The sequence below is a fragment of the Coprococcus sp. HPP0074 genome (genome assembly GCF_964238105.1).
Taxonomy (GTDB): domain Bacteria; phylum Bacillota; class Clostridia; order Lachnospirales; family Lachnospiraceae; genus Faecalimonas; species Faecalimonas umbilicata.
This window is the reverse complement of sequence record NZ_CAXSKS010000001.1, coordinates 491,787-506,199: the sequence shown is the minus strand read 5'-3', so window position 1 is coordinate 506,199 and position 14,413 is coordinate 491,787. Positions and strand designations below refer to the sequence as shown.

The window sequence follows — 14,413 nt, the reverse complement described above, 5'->3', positions numbered from 1 at the left end:
CGAGGTGAAGCTGTGGAGAATCGGAACAATCAGCAATATCTTGCACAATCAACTTTACATTGGAAATACGGTGCAGGGAAAACGAAAGACAAGGCATTACAAAGGCGAAGAGAGACATGTTACAGATAAGGACGAATGGATCATCGTGGAAGATACACACGAGCCGATTATATCAAAAGAAATGTTCGATAAAGTGCAGACGATTCTTTCTGGAAAAGTTGAGGCGAGTAGCTTTTCATCAGAGCGAACTAAATCTATTCCAGTGAAGGAAAACCGCTTCAAAGGCATCTTGTATTGTGGGATTTGCGGAGAGCGATTGCACTATGCATCGATAGTTTCTTCGAGAGGAGAAGCAGAGCGAAAATACTATTTTTCATGCGAGGGAAATTATAATCTGCAAGTGGCTACACATAAAGGCATCCGTATTACAGAAGAGACACTGGAAGAAATCTTGAAAGAGTTGATCGGTGAGCTGTTCCGCCAGTTTCATCAGTCAGATGATTCCCTTACAAGGATTGTGGAAGCAGAATGGAAGAGCGGAAATGCAAGATGGATGAAGGAAATACGAAAGAGTGAGCGAAAATTGAAAAATCTGGATGCAAGTGCTTCTGTAAGATACAAGGATTACGTGCTTGGTGTGATTTCCAGAGAGGCATTTCTAAGTGGAAAAGGTGTGGACGAAGAAAAACGTGAGACACTGGACCATGCATTGCAACAGCTTCGAGAAAAACAGATGGCTTATGAAGCTGGAATTCGAGAAAAAATGCAGTGGCTGCTTGGATTGGAACGAGCATCCGAAGGAGAATTGGATGGAGAGTTGATTCAGCTATTGATTGCTCGTATTGAATTATATCCAAGGCATGAACTGCGGATTACATGGCGATTTTCAGAGCGGGATCTGATTAGAAAGGACGGGAAGTAGCATGGAACGAATTGCAATTTATCTTCGTTTATCCAAAGAAGATGAATGGGTGAAGGATGAAAGCAATAGTATTTCTAATCAGCGAGAGTTGATTATGGATTACATTGAGAAGGATAAAAAACTACGAAAAATGGAAGTGATTGAACTGAAGGATGATGGGTATTCTGGCAAGAACATGAACCGACCTGGAATACAGCAACTATTGGAACTGGTGCGCAAGCAACAGGTGAAAGTGATTATCGTAAAGAATCTGTCCAGATTTTCCAGAGATTATTTGGTCATTGGACAGTATACGGAACAGATTTTTCCATTTATGGGGATTCGTTTTATTGAAATCAATGATAGCTATGATAGTAGTCTTTGTGAAGGCGGTGTCGGTGAAATTGATGTGGCTTTTAAAGCATTATTATACGATTTCTACAGCGAGGACCTCTCGCAGAAGGTGAAATCTGCGATTGCCGTGCGCAAGGAACAGGGAAAATTCATGAATACATTTGCTCCGTATGGATATAAGAAATGCAAACATGACAGACACATGCTAGAGATTGATCCAACAGGATCAGAGGTTGTTCGACGCATCTTTTCCGAGTATGCTTCGGGAAAAGGACTCTTGAAAATCAGTGCGGATTTGAACCAAGATGGAATCGATGCACCGGCGGCTTACATTCGAAAGCGAGATGGGAAAGACTATTTTCACAAAGAAAATCAGGGGAATCATTGGTTTCCATATACCGTTTCCAGAATTCTGAGAAATGAAATCTATGGCGGAACAGCAGTAATCAACAAGGCCCATGCAAGAGGAGTTGGTTCCAAAGGTGGGGAATATTATCCGAAGGAAGAATGGAAACGAATTGCAAATGCATTTCCAGCAGTGATTGATGCAGAGACGTATGAACTGGTTTGGAATAAGCTGGAGAAAAACAAACGTCCCAAAATTAAAAATGACCCCCATCTGTTGAAGGGAAAAGTCTACTGTGGACATTGTGGGTATTGTATGATGCACACATATACAGGTGCAGGTGTCTATTCGTGTTATTGTAGATTTTCCTTAGAGAATTCCGAGAATTGTGTCACATCCATACGAGATCGTGATTTGGAGGAAATCCTTTTGGTTCTTATTCGAGAGAAAATCAATGCACAGATGGAAATGGGCGGGATTCTTGCAGAGGAAGAAGAAAAGAAATCGAAAAAAATTGTAATTGCGAAGAAGCATCTTTTGGAAATGCAGCAGTCTTATGAAAAGATTGATGCAGATTTATTTCAGGCATATGAGTCCTACCGAGCAGGCATCAGAGAACGAGAAACGTATTTACAACAGCGAAGTACGTACGAACAGATGCTAGATTAGTTACAAAAAAACATTGCATGCCAGAAGGAAGCGATGGATCGAATGAAAGAGGAATCGTCGATTCCAAGTTGGTGGAGCAAGAATCAAAAATACTTGCAGATAAGGACCACACGATGGATGTGGTTTGGAACTTTACAAAGAGTTAGCGCAGAGGAGCAGGCCGATAGAAAGGTCCGCTCCTTTTTGCGTTCTGTTAGGAGGTGATGCGTTTGAATTTATTTCATGCAGTCAAAGAAAAAATAGATGCACGAACAGTGGCAGAGCATTATGGGGTGAAGGTGAAGCCGAATGGAATGGCATGTTGTCCATTTCATAATGACAAGCATCCAAGTATGAAGGTAGATGCATTTTACCATTGTTTTGTTTGTGGTGCATCGGAAGATGCCATTGATTTTGTGGCAAAGATGTTTGGATTGTCACAGTATGATGCAGCACAAAAAATCAATCGGGATTTTTCGTTAGGGATTGAGATTAAGCCTCAGAAGCGACAATCACAACCAAAGAAAAAGAAGACGGTGAAGACCAAGCAGGAGAGAGCTGCTTACGTAAAACAGAAAATCCAGCAGTGGGTAGTTGAAGCAACCGATATTCTGATCAGGTACTTAAAGTGGATTGAGTTTTGGAAAGAATTTTACAAGCCTCAGACTGCGGATGAGATGTGGAATCCCCTTTTTCAAGAAGCTCTGGAAAAAGAGGTTCTAATCAACCGCTACTTAGACACATTGCAGTTTGGTAGTGGCGAAGACATTTTGGAACTATTTGAATGGAAACGAGAAGAGGTAAAACAGTATGGCGAAAGAATTGATGAATATCAGCGAGGAGTACTTGCTGAGATTAGAGAGTATTGTGCAGGAGGAAATGACGACAGTGGAGGATGTTCAGCGTGAACTGGAGGAGGTGGACTACACTTCAAGCTCGATGGTAGAAATTGAATATGTGCTGAATCACGATCCCCATCTTCGAGGTGTAATACAAAGAAATGAAATGACAGGGCAGACAGATATTCTTGGTCCGGTTCCGTGGAAACGACGAGGTATTCATCTGACCGATACAGATATGAATAACTTGGCTTTGTATATTGAAAAAAATTATGGATTCAGCGACAAACAGCTTGGCAAGGTAGTAGACATTGTGGCCAATGATAACAGCTTTCATCCGATTAGAGAGTATCTGGAAGGTCTTGAATGGGATGGAGAAGAACAAATTGCAAATGCATTGCATCATTTTCTAGGTGCAGAGCAAAATGATTATGCTGCTTCGGTGATGAAAATGCATATGCTTGCAGCAATCCATCGTGTCTATGATCCAGGATGCAAGTACGACATTATGCTTTGTCTTGTTGGTGGACAGGGAATTGGAAAATCCACTTTTTTCGATATCTGGCAGTCAAAGACGAATGGTTTACGGATGATATTAAATCGTTAGAAGACAAGAAGGTTTTTGAATATTTGCAAGGACATTGGATCATTGAGCTTGCAGAGATGTATGCAGTGACAAATGGAAAAAGCATTGAAGGGACCAAATCCTTTATCGCAAGACAGAAGGATGTATACCGTATTCTATACGAAAAGCGTGCAGAGAATCGAGAACGGCAGTGCGTGTTTTGTGGAACATCCAACGATATGACATTTCTGCCTTATGACCGAACAGGCAATCGTCGATTTGCTCCAGTCAAGACAAATCCCGAATTGGCTGAGGTTCGAATTTATGACGATGAGAAAGCATCTAGACATTACATGGAACAAATGTGGGCGGAAGCGATGGAACTCTATCGCAAGGGAGATTATCTACTTACATTTTCAGATGAAATGGAAGCTTATGAGAAAACACTTCAGACAGAGCTTATGCCAGAGGACACGCAGGTTGGCATGATCCAGCAGTTTTTAGATGACTATGAAGATGATTATATGTGCACAGCGATTATCCATCAGAAGGTATTTAATAGAGTTGGTATTCCGAAGAGATGGCAGTCAAAGGAATATACGGAGATTATGGACAATGACATTGTTGGATGGGTGAAGCACGGAAGCAATCATCGATTTGGCGATGGAATTGGAAGTCAGAGAGCGTGGAGACGCGAAAAGCCAAAGAAAGATCCGGATGAATTCATGCAGGTGACAGAACAGATGGAAATCTCTTTTGATTAGTCAAAGGAGCTTGGAAAAAGTTTTTTCATGCTGTTTACAGTTTTTCGTTTACACCCATTTGTGTGAACAAAGAAATAAAAAAATATTCAGACAAAATTAGAACGAAGAAACGGGCATATGCAGATGGCGGATACGACAAAAATAGGATAAAATAAGCCCTCGGCGTATGAGAGCGAAATAGACCCATTGCACAAGCCGTAGTTTGTTCAATGGGTATTTCGCGATTGCATCGAGCTGGATGCCTGCGGCATGTAGTCCTATTTTCTGACGTGTTCATTGCCGGAAAGGATAACAAATGAGCAATGGAAAACACAGCTTTGTTCGCATGACGAAGCTAAACAATGTACGTGGACGTGTGAACTATATTACAGATCCGAAACGTCAGGAAAATCTGTATGCCACATGTCCCAATGTTCCGAGAAAAAGTTGGTACTATCTGTCAAAGGAAAATTAGCGGGATTTTCGTGATAGCGGTACAGCGGGAGAATGCATCGAGGCACGAGAACTGATTATTATGCTTCCACCAAGTTTGATTGAATATGATTATGAGACACTTCTAAAGTATTTCACTGGTGTCTTTGCAGAAAAATATGACGTAGCCTGTCAGTCTGCATTGCATCATAATAAAGCGAAGACTAATCTTCATATCCATTTAATCTTTTCAGAACGGAAGGCACTTGAAGAACCAGAACGAAAGATTGCGAAGCGAAATATGTTTTATGACGAAAATGGGAAGCATGTACGAACAAAAAAAGAAATTTTAGATGCAGATGGAACGATACAATCTGGTTGTAAAGTGATCAAAAAAGGGGACGTGTATGAAACAAATTTCTTTGCACCAAAAATCCACACTTCAAATCAAAAGCATTTCTGAAGGAAGCAAAGGAATTATTTACCGAAGTCTGTAACAGTCTCGTGAAAAATGAAAATGAAAAACTTGCCGTATATCAGGAAAATAGTCCGTATTTTGCTACAAAGAAAATCGGAAAGAACAATCCAAAGGCAAAAGAGATTCAGACAGATAATTACCTACGGCAAGAATGGAATCGTATGGTGGATCGTGGACTGATTGAAGGTGTGCAGGAGGAAGAACTCATTGTAATCAAGAAAGACCATATTGACAATGAGGTGGCCGAATCTGTGAAAGAGCATGGGTATCAGCCAGGATTATTCACCCAGTTGTTGCAGAAAGCGATTGGAAAACTTCGGTCCTTTATCGATTTTGTACTTCTTTATGAAAATGTAGAGAAGGATGAAAATGGAAATCCGCTCATTTACGAAGATGTCGTTTTGGACATGACACCAGCAGCTTTGCCACCGAGAGGGAAAGGCCCATATCCATCATCGGAACTGGAGCAGCTAGAGGTGAGACGTTTGTCTGCAATCGATGAAAAACTAAAAGCTGGTAATCGAAAGGTCTACGCAATCTAGAAAGACACAGAGAGACTGCAACAGAAATTGAAGAAGGTTCCGAAAGGCTTCTTCCATCGGAAAGAGCGAAGAGAACTGGAAGAAAAAATTGCTTCCAACCTTATGCGATTAGAAAAAGAAAAAGCACGATTAGATACGATTCCGATGATGAATGGATTTGTAACGGTAGCAGTATTTAAGAAAGCATTGAAGCAAGCAAAAGCGGATCTTGTGGCGAAGGAACAGCTTCAGGAAGAATGGAACAGACCAGATCCAAAGCCCGAAGCAGTATATATGAATATCCCAGCAAATGCGAAGCGAGAGCCAATGCACGAGCAACCGTCCGCAGAAAAGCATGGGATTAAAGAGCGATTGGCTGAGAAGAAAATGGAACTGGAGCAGCAGTCTCAGAAATCGAAAAGAAAAAAATCGAGGGATCGAGATTGCTTGTAGTGGAAATAGAATAGAGGTCCTAGTCAGTATCGGCTGGGGCAGAATGGGAAGAGTCTGTGCGAGATGGTAACATGGACTTTTCTCTTTTATGGGGAGAAATTTTAATTATGAATGATAGAGAAATGTTATCAATGGAGCAGTTGATCTGCTTTGATATCGATGTTGAAGATGATGAAGATGGTGAATTCAGAATTATTGATGGCTGATGATTCAGGCACCAGATGGATTTGGTATAGATGAGGCAGTGACGGAACAGTATTTGGAAGAGCATCCTAAGTTGAAGAAGTGGTGGGATGAGAGAAGGTGATGGAAAAGAAAATATGTTTGAAAAAAATGACCCAATCCACAAACTTTATTCCCACAGATAGTTGAATATATGGTATAATTTAAAACAGTATCTTTATGTTTTTTAAAACTGGTAAAAGGAAGAATTATGAGTGTATCGTATAAAAAACTATTCAAATTAATGATTGATAAAGACATTAAGAAAAAGGAATTAAAGGAAATGGCATCTATTGGAAACAGCACAATGGCAAAATTAGGAAATAATGAAAATGTTACAATTGAGGTGCTGGCTAAGATTTGCAATGCTATGGATTGTACGTTGGATGATATTGTTGAAATTATCCCTGATGAGGAATAAAAGGTATGGAAGTAAGTTTTGAAAATTTAGAACAGGCTGATTTGATTGTTGACTGTGTTTATAAAGGAGGAACTGCTCCAAATATGTCAGCAGAGCCTTTTCATAAACTAATACCAGGATGTGAAAATTCTGGAGGCTTTAGAAAGAAATTACGTGAAGATGGTTCAGGCAAATATGCATATGTTATTCTTTATACATCTATGGAAGAATTAGAATGGCCAGATTTTCTTGAAGAGGAGACAGGAATATTTAGATATTATGGTGACAATAGGGAACCCGGCCGAGCGTTGACTGACACAAAGAAGAAGGGGAATTTGATATTAGAAAAAACATTTGAGTTGTTGAATCAAGGTGTTCATTTGGATGATATTCCACCGTTTTTTGTCTTTAAAAAAACAGGAAATGGGAGAGATATTCAATTTCTTGGATTAGCAGCACCGGGGAATCCTAAAATTTCTCCAGACAAGGATTTAGTTGCATTTTGGAGAACAGTAAAAGAAAAACGATTTCAGAATTATGAGGCGTATTTTACTATACTGAATACAGGTAGTACACCTATTTCAAAAGAATGGATAAGGGCACTGATATATGATCATAAAAATAGTATGCGGTATGCTCCTGATGCATGGAAAAAGTTTGTCAAAGAGGGACGTAATGGGATAGAAGCGCTGAGGGCCCCTCGTATATTTAAGATTCCAAGTAAATATGATCAGTTAGGTAATAGTGATGAAGAAGGAAGAATTTGTTTAGATATTATTCGAAGACATTATGAAGAATTTCCACAAGGATTTGAAGAATGTGCTACAAATATTGTAAGCAAGATGGATTCTAACTTTATTGATTTTACATTAACAAGACCTTGGAGAGATGGCGGCAGAGATGCGATTGGACGCTATGCAATACATTCTGGTGGTAAAGTCAATTATCCGTTGGTTATTGATTGCGCATTAGAAGCTAAATGTTATGGCATGAAAAAAGGTGTAGGAGTTCGTGAAATGTCGCGTTTGATTTCTAGAATTAGATATCGACAATTTGGTATTATGGTAACAACTGGTTATGTGGATAATCAGGCATATTCTGAAGTGGTGGATGACGGACATCCTATTCTAATTGTTACAGCTTCGGATATAGCAGGTATCTTAAGAAATAATGCTATTAATTCGACAAATGTTGAAGAGTGGCTAGCTTCGGTAGATAGTGACTCAACAAAGAAACGTTTAGCAGCATACTACAATAAGATGCAGGAGACACAAGCAATAACTAGGAGTTGATTGTATTGCCAAAAAAAGATGTTCCAAAAGAACCTCGTTTTCAAGGAAAGGTATCTGAACAACGTCATAGAAATATGAGCAGAATTCGTGGAAAAGATACATCTATTGAAATTAAACTTCGAAAAGCGCTATGGCATAAGGGACTTCGATATCGTAAAAACTACAAGGAATTGCCAGGAAGTCCAGATATTGCTCTGACAAAATATAAAATAGCTATCTTTTGTGATAGTGAATTTTTTCATGGTAAGGATTGGGAAGTATTACGTCCAAGACTTGAAAAGGGAAATAATCCTGATTATTGGATCAAAAAGATAGAAAGAAATATGCAGAGAGACATTGAAAAAGATCAGTCCCTATTATTTTTCGGATGGACGGTAATCCATTTCTGGGGAAAGGATATTATGAAGAATACAGAGGAGTGTATTCGCGTAATTGAAGAAGAGATATTTAATCAAAAAATTGAAGATGAAGAATGGGAAGATACAAATGAATTATTTGACTGAATATGATAAAGCAGATCCATTGTCCATACAAGAGTATTCTCAAAAGATGGTAGGAAAAAGTTTTCGTGAGATTTGGGAGGAAGATGAACAAAATCAACCAACACTCGTGCGAGAAACTGGTCATTATGGATCAACAAGTGTAAAGGAGAAAAAGAGAAATAAAGGAAATTTAGGTCAGATTGTAGAAGAAAAGTTTTTCCACTATGAATGTAATAGTGATGCAAGACCTGATTTTCATGAAGCGGGTGTAGAATTGAAAGTTACACCTTATAAAATAAATAAAAATGGTACATTATCGGCAAAAGAACGTTTGATTCTCACGATGATTGATTATCATCAGCTTGTGGAAGAGACATTTGAAGATAGCCATTTCTGGAATAAATCTAAGTTGATTTTGTTGGTATATTATCTGTATCAAAAGGAGATTAAATCTAATCTAGATTATAAGATTGGATATTCTAGGCTATTTACGCCACCAGAGCAGGATATTGCGATTATTAAGCATGATTTTGAAATTATATCCGCAAAAGTGCGTGCAGGTAAAGCACATGAGTTGTCAGAAGGGGATACACTGTATCTTGGAGCAGCCACGAAAAGTGCAACATCAGAAAATCGAAGAACACAACCATTTAGTGATACTCCAGCGAAGCCACGAGCATTTTCATTTAAGACATCCTATATGACATATGTATTGAATCATTATATTGTTCCAGGTAAAGATACATATGAGCCTATTGTTTCGGGACCAGTGGTGGAGTCTTTTGAGGATTATGTAGTTTTGAAAATAGCTTCTAATAAAGGAAAAACAGTAGAAGAATTGTGTAATATGTTTGATATTACTTTTACAAAAAAGCCTAAGAATCTGGAAGCGATGCTTGCTTATCGAATTCTTGGGATTAAAGGAAATCAAGCGGAAGAATTTGTAAAAGCAAATATTGTCGTGAAAACAATACGAATTGGAAAGAACGATAAAATAAAAGAAAGCATGTCATTCCCAGCATTCAAGTTTAAAAAATTGATTCAAGAGAATTGGGAAGACAGCACCTTTGGAAATTATTTGAGAGAGACAAGATTTTTATTTGTCGTGTATAAATATGATAGAAACGATGTTTTAAGACTTCAAGGATGTCAATTCTGGAATATTCCATATGAAGACTTGGAAAATGATGTGAAATCTGTATGGGAAAAGACAAAACAAGTGCTATTAGATGGTTTAAACATTCAAATTATCAATGGGAAAAGACATACGAATTTTCCAAAGGCAAGCGAAAATAGAGTGAGTCACGTAAGACCGCATGCAATCAACGCACAAGATACGTATGAACTTCCAGATGGAAGAAATTTTCCAAAACAATGTTTTTGGTTGAATAATACTTATATTTACGATCAGTTGAATGACGAATTGAAAGGTTGATCAATTGATTAAAATATGATAGAATGTAGAACAGAAAAAGAGAGAGGAATTGGTTAAATAGATGAAAAAGACAGTATGTGAATTATTTGCAGGAGTAGGTGGGTTTCGTTGTGGCCTGAATTCAATTAAGACGTTAGAAGATATTAAAAAACCAGAAAAATGGGACACGGTATGGTTTAGTCAATGGGAGCCAGCTGAAAAAAGTACACAATATGCACATGATTGTTACGTTTATCATTTTGGAAGTTGTTTAGATAAAAATGGAAAAGATACAACAAATTACAATATAGAGGATGTGGATAAAACTACATTGCCGGATTTTAATTTATTGGTAGGAGGATTTCCTTGTCAGGATTATTCCGTTGCGTCTTCATTGGCAACATCTAAGGGACTTGAAGGGAAAAAAGGTGTATTATGGTGGTCAATCCGTGAAACTTTAGAAGCAAAACAACCACCATTTGTATTGTTGGAAAATGTAGATAGATTATTAAAATCACCGGCAAAACAAAGAGGACGTGATTTTGGAATTATCTTAGCATGTTTTAGAGATGAAGGATATACAGTAGAATGGCGAGTAATCAATGCAGCAGACTATGGTTATCAGCAGCGTCGAAGAAGGACATTCATTTTTGCATATAAGAATGATACAACTTATGCAAAAAGAGTTAGAGAAAAAGTTCAATATAGTATGGCAGCTGATATTGAAGAGAATAGAGAGGCTATGGGAAATGTTTTGTTGGAGGAAGGATTTTTTGCAAAAAGTTTTCCAGTTGAGATAGTTGACAAGAATAAAATTCATATTAAGGAATTACCAGAAGGTCTGGGAGAGCTGTCTGAACATTTTAGTTTTGGATTCGAAAATACAGGTGTAATGATTGACGGTGTGATTTACACAGTAAAAACACAGCCTGTTTACGAAGGAAAGCAAATTACACTCGGAGATATTATGGAAGAGAGTGAAGTAGACGAAAAATACTTTATTCCAGATGAAAGATTATATTATACATATCCAGAAGTAACACATAGTGATGAAAGTAAGGAACGTTTATCTAAAGAAGAGCGTCAGACATGGCAGTATATCAAAGGAGCGAAAAAGCTTCCAAGAAAAGCAGCGAATGGACATGAGTATATTTTTTCCGAAGGTGCGGTTGCTATGGTGGATGCATATGATAAGCCTGCAAGAACAATGCTTACATCAGAAGGAAGTTTTAGTAGATCTACTCATATCGTAAAAGATAAAAAGACAGGTCGTATCAGATTATTGACACCGATGGAAGCAGAACGTATCCAAGGATTTCCAACAAACCATACAAAATATTGCCAGGTGGGAGATAAAGTAGTTGAAATGCCTGTGAACAAGAGAAGGTTTATGATGGGAAATGCGTTGGTTGTAAACTTGGTTGAAAAAATGGAAGAACAGCTTTCGGTAATTTTTGATGCAGAGTAAATATTGTAAAAATGTATAATGCGTATGAAAAACTGTTCGGTTATAAAGCAAAGATAACAGAGGGATAAGGATAGTGAAATGAAACAATGGAGATTTGTATCAAATCAAAATTCGATGATTTCGGGTATTAATGATGCCGGTATAGAAACTTTTACTGCTGATATGAATAGGTCTTTGGTAAGAGAAATCATACAAAACTCTTTAGACGCAGTACGAGAGGATAATGATGAACCTGTACGTGTTGAATTTGAAATGATACGTATAAAACGAGAAGATATTCCGGATGTAAATACATTACAAAGTGCAATTAAAAAGTGTTATGAAAGTAATGCAGATGAGCCGGATGCCTTTCGATTTTTTAGTAAAGCGGATGAAACTCTAAATCAAGAGTATGTTAATGTATTAAGAATTAGCGATTATAATACTAAGGGGTTGGAAGGCAGTGACACATGTGAAAAAGGATCCAATTGGAGTAGATTAGTTAAAGAAAATGGTTCTTCTAACAAAGGGCAAAGTTCAGGAGGAAGTTTTGGAATTGGAAAGTCTGCAACTTTTGCTTGTTCTGATTTGAGAACTGTTTTTTATTCATCATTAGATATACAAGGATTAGCTTCAAACTTTGGTGTGGCAAGATTAGTCTCCTTTAATGATTCGGATCTTGGATGGACTACAGGAGTGGGGTATTATTCAGAGGATGATAGGTTTGTGGCCATTCCTGAATTGATCAGTTTTTCAGATACATACAAACGAACAGAAACAGGTACAGATATCTATATTTTAGGAATGTTTCAAAGCCAGAATCATGAAAAAGAGTTTATTGAAGCCGTGTTATTAGATTTTCTGGTTTCATTAGTAAAAGGGAAATTAGTTGTGGATATTCAAGGAAAAAGATTATCAAAACATACACTGCCTGAATATATTTCAAGATTAAATCCTTACCAAAATGAGGATATCAAGGCATTGATAGAATACTATAATCTTTTGACTTCTTCCAATCCCAAAATCAAAAAAATATCTTTAGATTCTAATGTTTATGGGAAAGAATTTGGATTTAAGGATGGAGAGTGCATATTGTATTTAAAAGAGGACGAGAAATTAAATAGAAAGGTATTAATTACTCGAAAAGCCGGAATGCGTATTTTGGAGCAAAATAGAATAAGTGGTAGCATTGAATTTACAGGTGTTTTAATCATGGATGGAGACAATATGAATAAAACATTTAAGGTTATGGAAGTGCCATCACATGATGCATGGGAACCAGGTAGATGTCGTGATAATAAATCTTACTATGAAAAGGTTTTAAAAGGATTTAGAAAATATATCAAAGATTGTGTTCATGAATGTTTTGGTAAAATTGATACTGATACAATGGATGCTATCGGGGCAAATGATTTCCTTCCAGATAAGATTGAAGATAATGATGAACCGAAACTGGTGAAAAATGATTTAACATCGCGTATAAAAAGATTGTTTGGAAAATCGGTAGAACCAACAAAGAAGAAGACTAAAGCACTAAAAATTTCTGAGATAGAAGCTGATGGTGATGAAAAAGGTGGAAGCGGACCAGGCGATGGAGAGGGTCCACCTCCTGGGACAGGACCACACCCAGGCCCAAAGCCAGGACCATTCCCTGGAGAGGAAGATGGTGAAAATCGAAAAACTGATGAAAAAGGAAAACAAGCTACTTATAAGGAAATATCAGTGAAAAAACGATTGATTTCTACAGAAAGAAAAGAGGGTAAGTACAGATTAAGCTTCTTTTCGCCGGTAAAAGCTTCTAAGGCTAAACTTGTGTTTAGTGTAGCAGGAGAACAAAGCGATTTTGAATTACCTATTAAAACAGCAGAGATTGTAGCTGCTCATGAGGAAACAGAAATTGAAAAAGTAGAAAGCAATACAATTTATTTAAATAATATGAAAAAAGGGGAAAGTATATGCATCGAAATTAAGGTGGATTTTGATTCATATTGCATGATGGAGGTGGATTATTATGCGTATAAAAAATAGGCTTTCACCATATCCGATTTTAAATGATTTCGGTGATGATTATATCAACTCCTCTTTTAAGGTAAAATATGATGTAAATACTCAATTTACAGAAGTTTATGGGAAATTATCATTTGTCTTAGAAAACGACGATATAAAAAAATTAATCAAAGAGAATAAAGCGGTGTACAGCGTACATGTTGAATGTCCGTCTACTTGTTATCGAGAGATTTTCGTGTCTGAGGAAGATGAAATCGATTTTAAAATAGACGCCACGTTAGTGTCTAAAACAATTGAAATACGTACTTTTGTGATTTTGAAAGAAAAAGTTATTGGATTTGAATCAAAGAATTTCCATCCGGATTATCAAGGGCAAAAATTTGATTTAGAACCACATCAAATTATTGCTATTGGAACAGCAAAAGATTACGAGATAAAGAAAGATGATAGAGATTTGGATACATTGCCATCTATCATTAGAATAGTACGTCTTGAAGATAAACATAAAGGAGCTCTCAGCGTCAACACTGATAATGATGAATATATTATCGTGGGACTTTCAACTGAAATATACGAACTATATGCTAAGTTGGGAAAGAACTCATTTAAAAATACGTCTTTTAGTTTAGTGTTACTTCCAGCGCTTGTTGTTGTAATACAAAGAATGTGCATAGGAAAAGATGATGAGACTATAACAACAATGCACTGGTACCAAGTTATTGAGTCTCTTTTGAATAGTAATGGATTTGATATTGCAGACTTGAGCATTGAAAATGATAGTTTGCTATCTGTATGTCAATCAATATTTGCGGATCCTATTGCAAAAAGCTTTAAAGAACTTGAAAGTTGGAGCGAAAGGGTGTAAAAAA

The 14,413-nt window shown here is 37.3% G+C and carries 15 protein-coding genes and 1 pseudogene; all 16 read left to right on the top strand.

The window, feature by feature from the left end; translation table 11 throughout:
* Window positions 1-4 precede the first annotated feature (4 nt).
* The 16 genes and pseudogenes from ACESPO_RS02405 to ACESPO_RS02330 all read left to right on the top strand — a co-directional run bounded on the left by ACESPO_RS02405 (window position 5) and on the right by ACESPO_RS02330 (window position 14,409).
* Window positions 5-922 carry a recombinase family protein gene (locus tag ACESPO_RS02405; RefSeq protein ID WP_499788416.1) on the top strand — a complete coding sequence of 306 codons (918 nt, stop codon included), beginning with the start codon at window positions 5-7 and terminating at the stop codon, window positions 920-922.
* 1 nt (window position 923) lies between these two features.
* Window positions 924-2,270: a recombinase family protein gene (locus ACESPO_RS02400; protein WP_499788415.1), complete on the top strand. Its 1,347-nt coding sequence runs from the start codon at window positions 924-926 to the stop codon at window positions 2,268-2,270.
* Between the two features lie 17 nt (window positions 2,271-2,287).
* Window positions 2,288-2,416 (top strand): hypothetical protein, encoded by a 129-nt coding sequence (locus tag ACESPO_RS02395; protein WP_499788414.1) that lies wholly within the window; start codon window positions 2,288-2,290, stop codon window positions 2,414-2,416.
* 63 nt (window positions 2,417-2,479) lie between these two features.
* Window positions 2,480-3,157, top strand: a complete 678-nt coding sequence (locus ACESPO_RS02390) for a CHC2 zinc finger domain-containing protein (RefSeq protein WP_499788413.1) — start codon at window positions 2,480-2,482, stop codon at window positions 3,155-3,157.
* Window positions 3,075-4,417 (top strand): annotated as a pseudogene (locus tag ACESPO_RS02385) (virulence-associated E family protein). Before ACESPO_RS02390 ends, ACESPO_RS02385 begins: the two are co-directional and overlap by 83 nt.
* 295 nt (window positions 4,418-4,712) lie before the next feature.
* Window positions 4,713-4,871 carry a hypothetical protein gene (locus ACESPO_RS02380; RefSeq protein ID WP_499788412.1) on the top strand — a complete coding sequence of 53 codons (159 nt, stop codon included), beginning with the start codon at window positions 4,713-4,715 and terminating at the stop codon, window positions 4,869-4,871.
* A gap of 36 nt (window positions 4,872-4,907) precedes the next feature.
* A complete protein-coding gene (locus tag ACESPO_RS02375; protein ID WP_499788433.1) occupies window positions 4,908-5,291 on the top strand; it encodes a MobA/MobL family protein in 384 nt (127 codons plus the stop codon).
* Window positions 5,292-5,332: 41 nt separating this feature from the next.
* Window positions 5,333-5,848 (top strand): hypothetical protein, encoded by a 516-nt coding sequence (locus tag ACESPO_RS02370; protein ID WP_499788411.1) that lies wholly within the window; start codon window positions 5,333-5,335, stop codon window positions 5,846-5,848.
* 27 nt (window positions 5,849-5,875) lie between these two features.
* A complete protein-coding gene (locus ACESPO_RS02365) occupies window positions 5,876-6,280 on the top strand; it encodes a hypothetical protein (RefSeq protein WP_499788410.1) in 405 nt (134 codons plus the stop codon).
* Window positions 6,281-6,713: 433 nt separating this feature from the next.
* Entirely contained in the window at window positions 6,714-6,923 is a 210-nt protein-coding gene (locus ACESPO_RS02360; RefSeq protein ID WP_270666269.1) for a helix-turn-helix domain-containing protein, read from the top strand.
* Between the two features lie 5 nt (window positions 6,924-6,928).
* Window positions 6,929-8,194: a restriction endonuclease gene (locus ACESPO_RS02355; protein ID WP_499788409.1), complete on the top strand. Its 1,266-nt coding sequence runs from the start codon at window positions 6,929-6,931 to the stop codon at window positions 8,192-8,194.
* 5 nt (window positions 8,195-8,199) lie between these two features.
* Complete coding sequence (locus tag ACESPO_RS02350; protein ID WP_499788408.1) at window positions 8,200-8,697, top strand: very short patch repair endonuclease; 498 nt, start codon at window positions 8,200-8,202, stop codon at window positions 8,695-8,697.
* Entirely contained in the window at window positions 8,681-10,111 is a 1,431-nt protein-coding gene (locus ACESPO_RS02345) for a Sau3AI family type II restriction endonuclease (protein ID WP_499788407.1), read from the top strand. Before ACESPO_RS02350 ends, ACESPO_RS02345 begins: the two co-directional genes overlap by 17 nt.
* Before the next feature lie 61 nt (window positions 10,112-10,172).
* Complete coding sequence (gene dcm, locus ACESPO_RS02340; protein WP_270666274.1) at window positions 10,173-11,558, top strand: DNA (cytosine-5-)-methyltransferase; 1,386 nt, start codon at window positions 10,173-10,175, stop codon at window positions 11,556-11,558.
* A gap of 78 nt (window positions 11,559-11,636) precedes the next feature.
* Window positions 11,637-13,565 carry a hypothetical protein gene (locus ACESPO_RS02335; RefSeq protein WP_499788406.1) on the top strand — a complete coding sequence of 643 codons (1,929 nt, stop codon included), beginning with the start codon at window positions 11,637-11,639 and terminating at the stop codon, window positions 13,563-13,565.
* Entirely contained in the window at window positions 13,549-14,409 is an 861-nt protein-coding gene (locus ACESPO_RS02330; RefSeq protein ID WP_499788405.1) for a hypothetical protein, read from the top strand. The genes ACESPO_RS02335 and ACESPO_RS02330 overlap by 17 nt, the downstream gene beginning before the upstream one ends.
* Window positions 14,410-14,413: the final 4 nt, after the last annotated feature.

Excerpts from the sequence above, each read along its gene's own strand:
- ACESPO_RS02400 (WP_499788415.1), top strand. The coding sequence starts at position 924 with ATGGAACGAATTGCAATTTATCTTCGTTTATCCAAAGAAGATGAATGG.
- ACESPO_RS02395 (WP_499788414.1), top strand. The coding sequence starts at position 2,288 with ATGCCAGAAGGAAGCGATGGATCGAATGAAAGAGGAATCGTCGATTCC.
- ACESPO_RS02380 (WP_499788412.1), top strand. The coding sequence starts at position 4,713 with ATGAGCAATGGAAAACACAGCTTTGTTCGCATGACGAAGCTAAACAAT.
- ACESPO_RS02360 (WP_270666269.1), top strand. The coding sequence starts at position 6,714 with ATGAGTGTATCGTATAAAAAACTATTCAAATTAATGATTGATAAAGAC.
- ACESPO_RS02355 (WP_499788409.1), top strand. The coding sequence starts at position 6,929 with ATGGAAGTAAGTTTTGAAAATTTAGAACAGGCTGATTTGATTGTTGAC.
- ACESPO_RS02345 (WP_499788407.1), top strand. The coding sequence starts at position 8,681 with ATGAATTATTTGACTGAATATGATAAAGCAGATCCATTGTCCATACAA.
- dcm (WP_270666274.1), top strand. The coding sequence starts at position 10,173 with ATGAAAAAGACAGTATGTGAATTATTTGCAGGAGTAGGTGGGTTTCGT.
- ACESPO_RS02335 (WP_499788406.1), top strand. The coding sequence starts at position 11,637 with ATGAAACAATGGAGATTTGTATCAAATCAAAATTCGATGATTTCGGGT.
- ACESPO_RS02330 (WP_499788405.1), top strand. The coding sequence starts at position 13,549 with ATGCGTATAAAAAATAGGCTTTCACCATATCCGATTTTAAATGATTTC.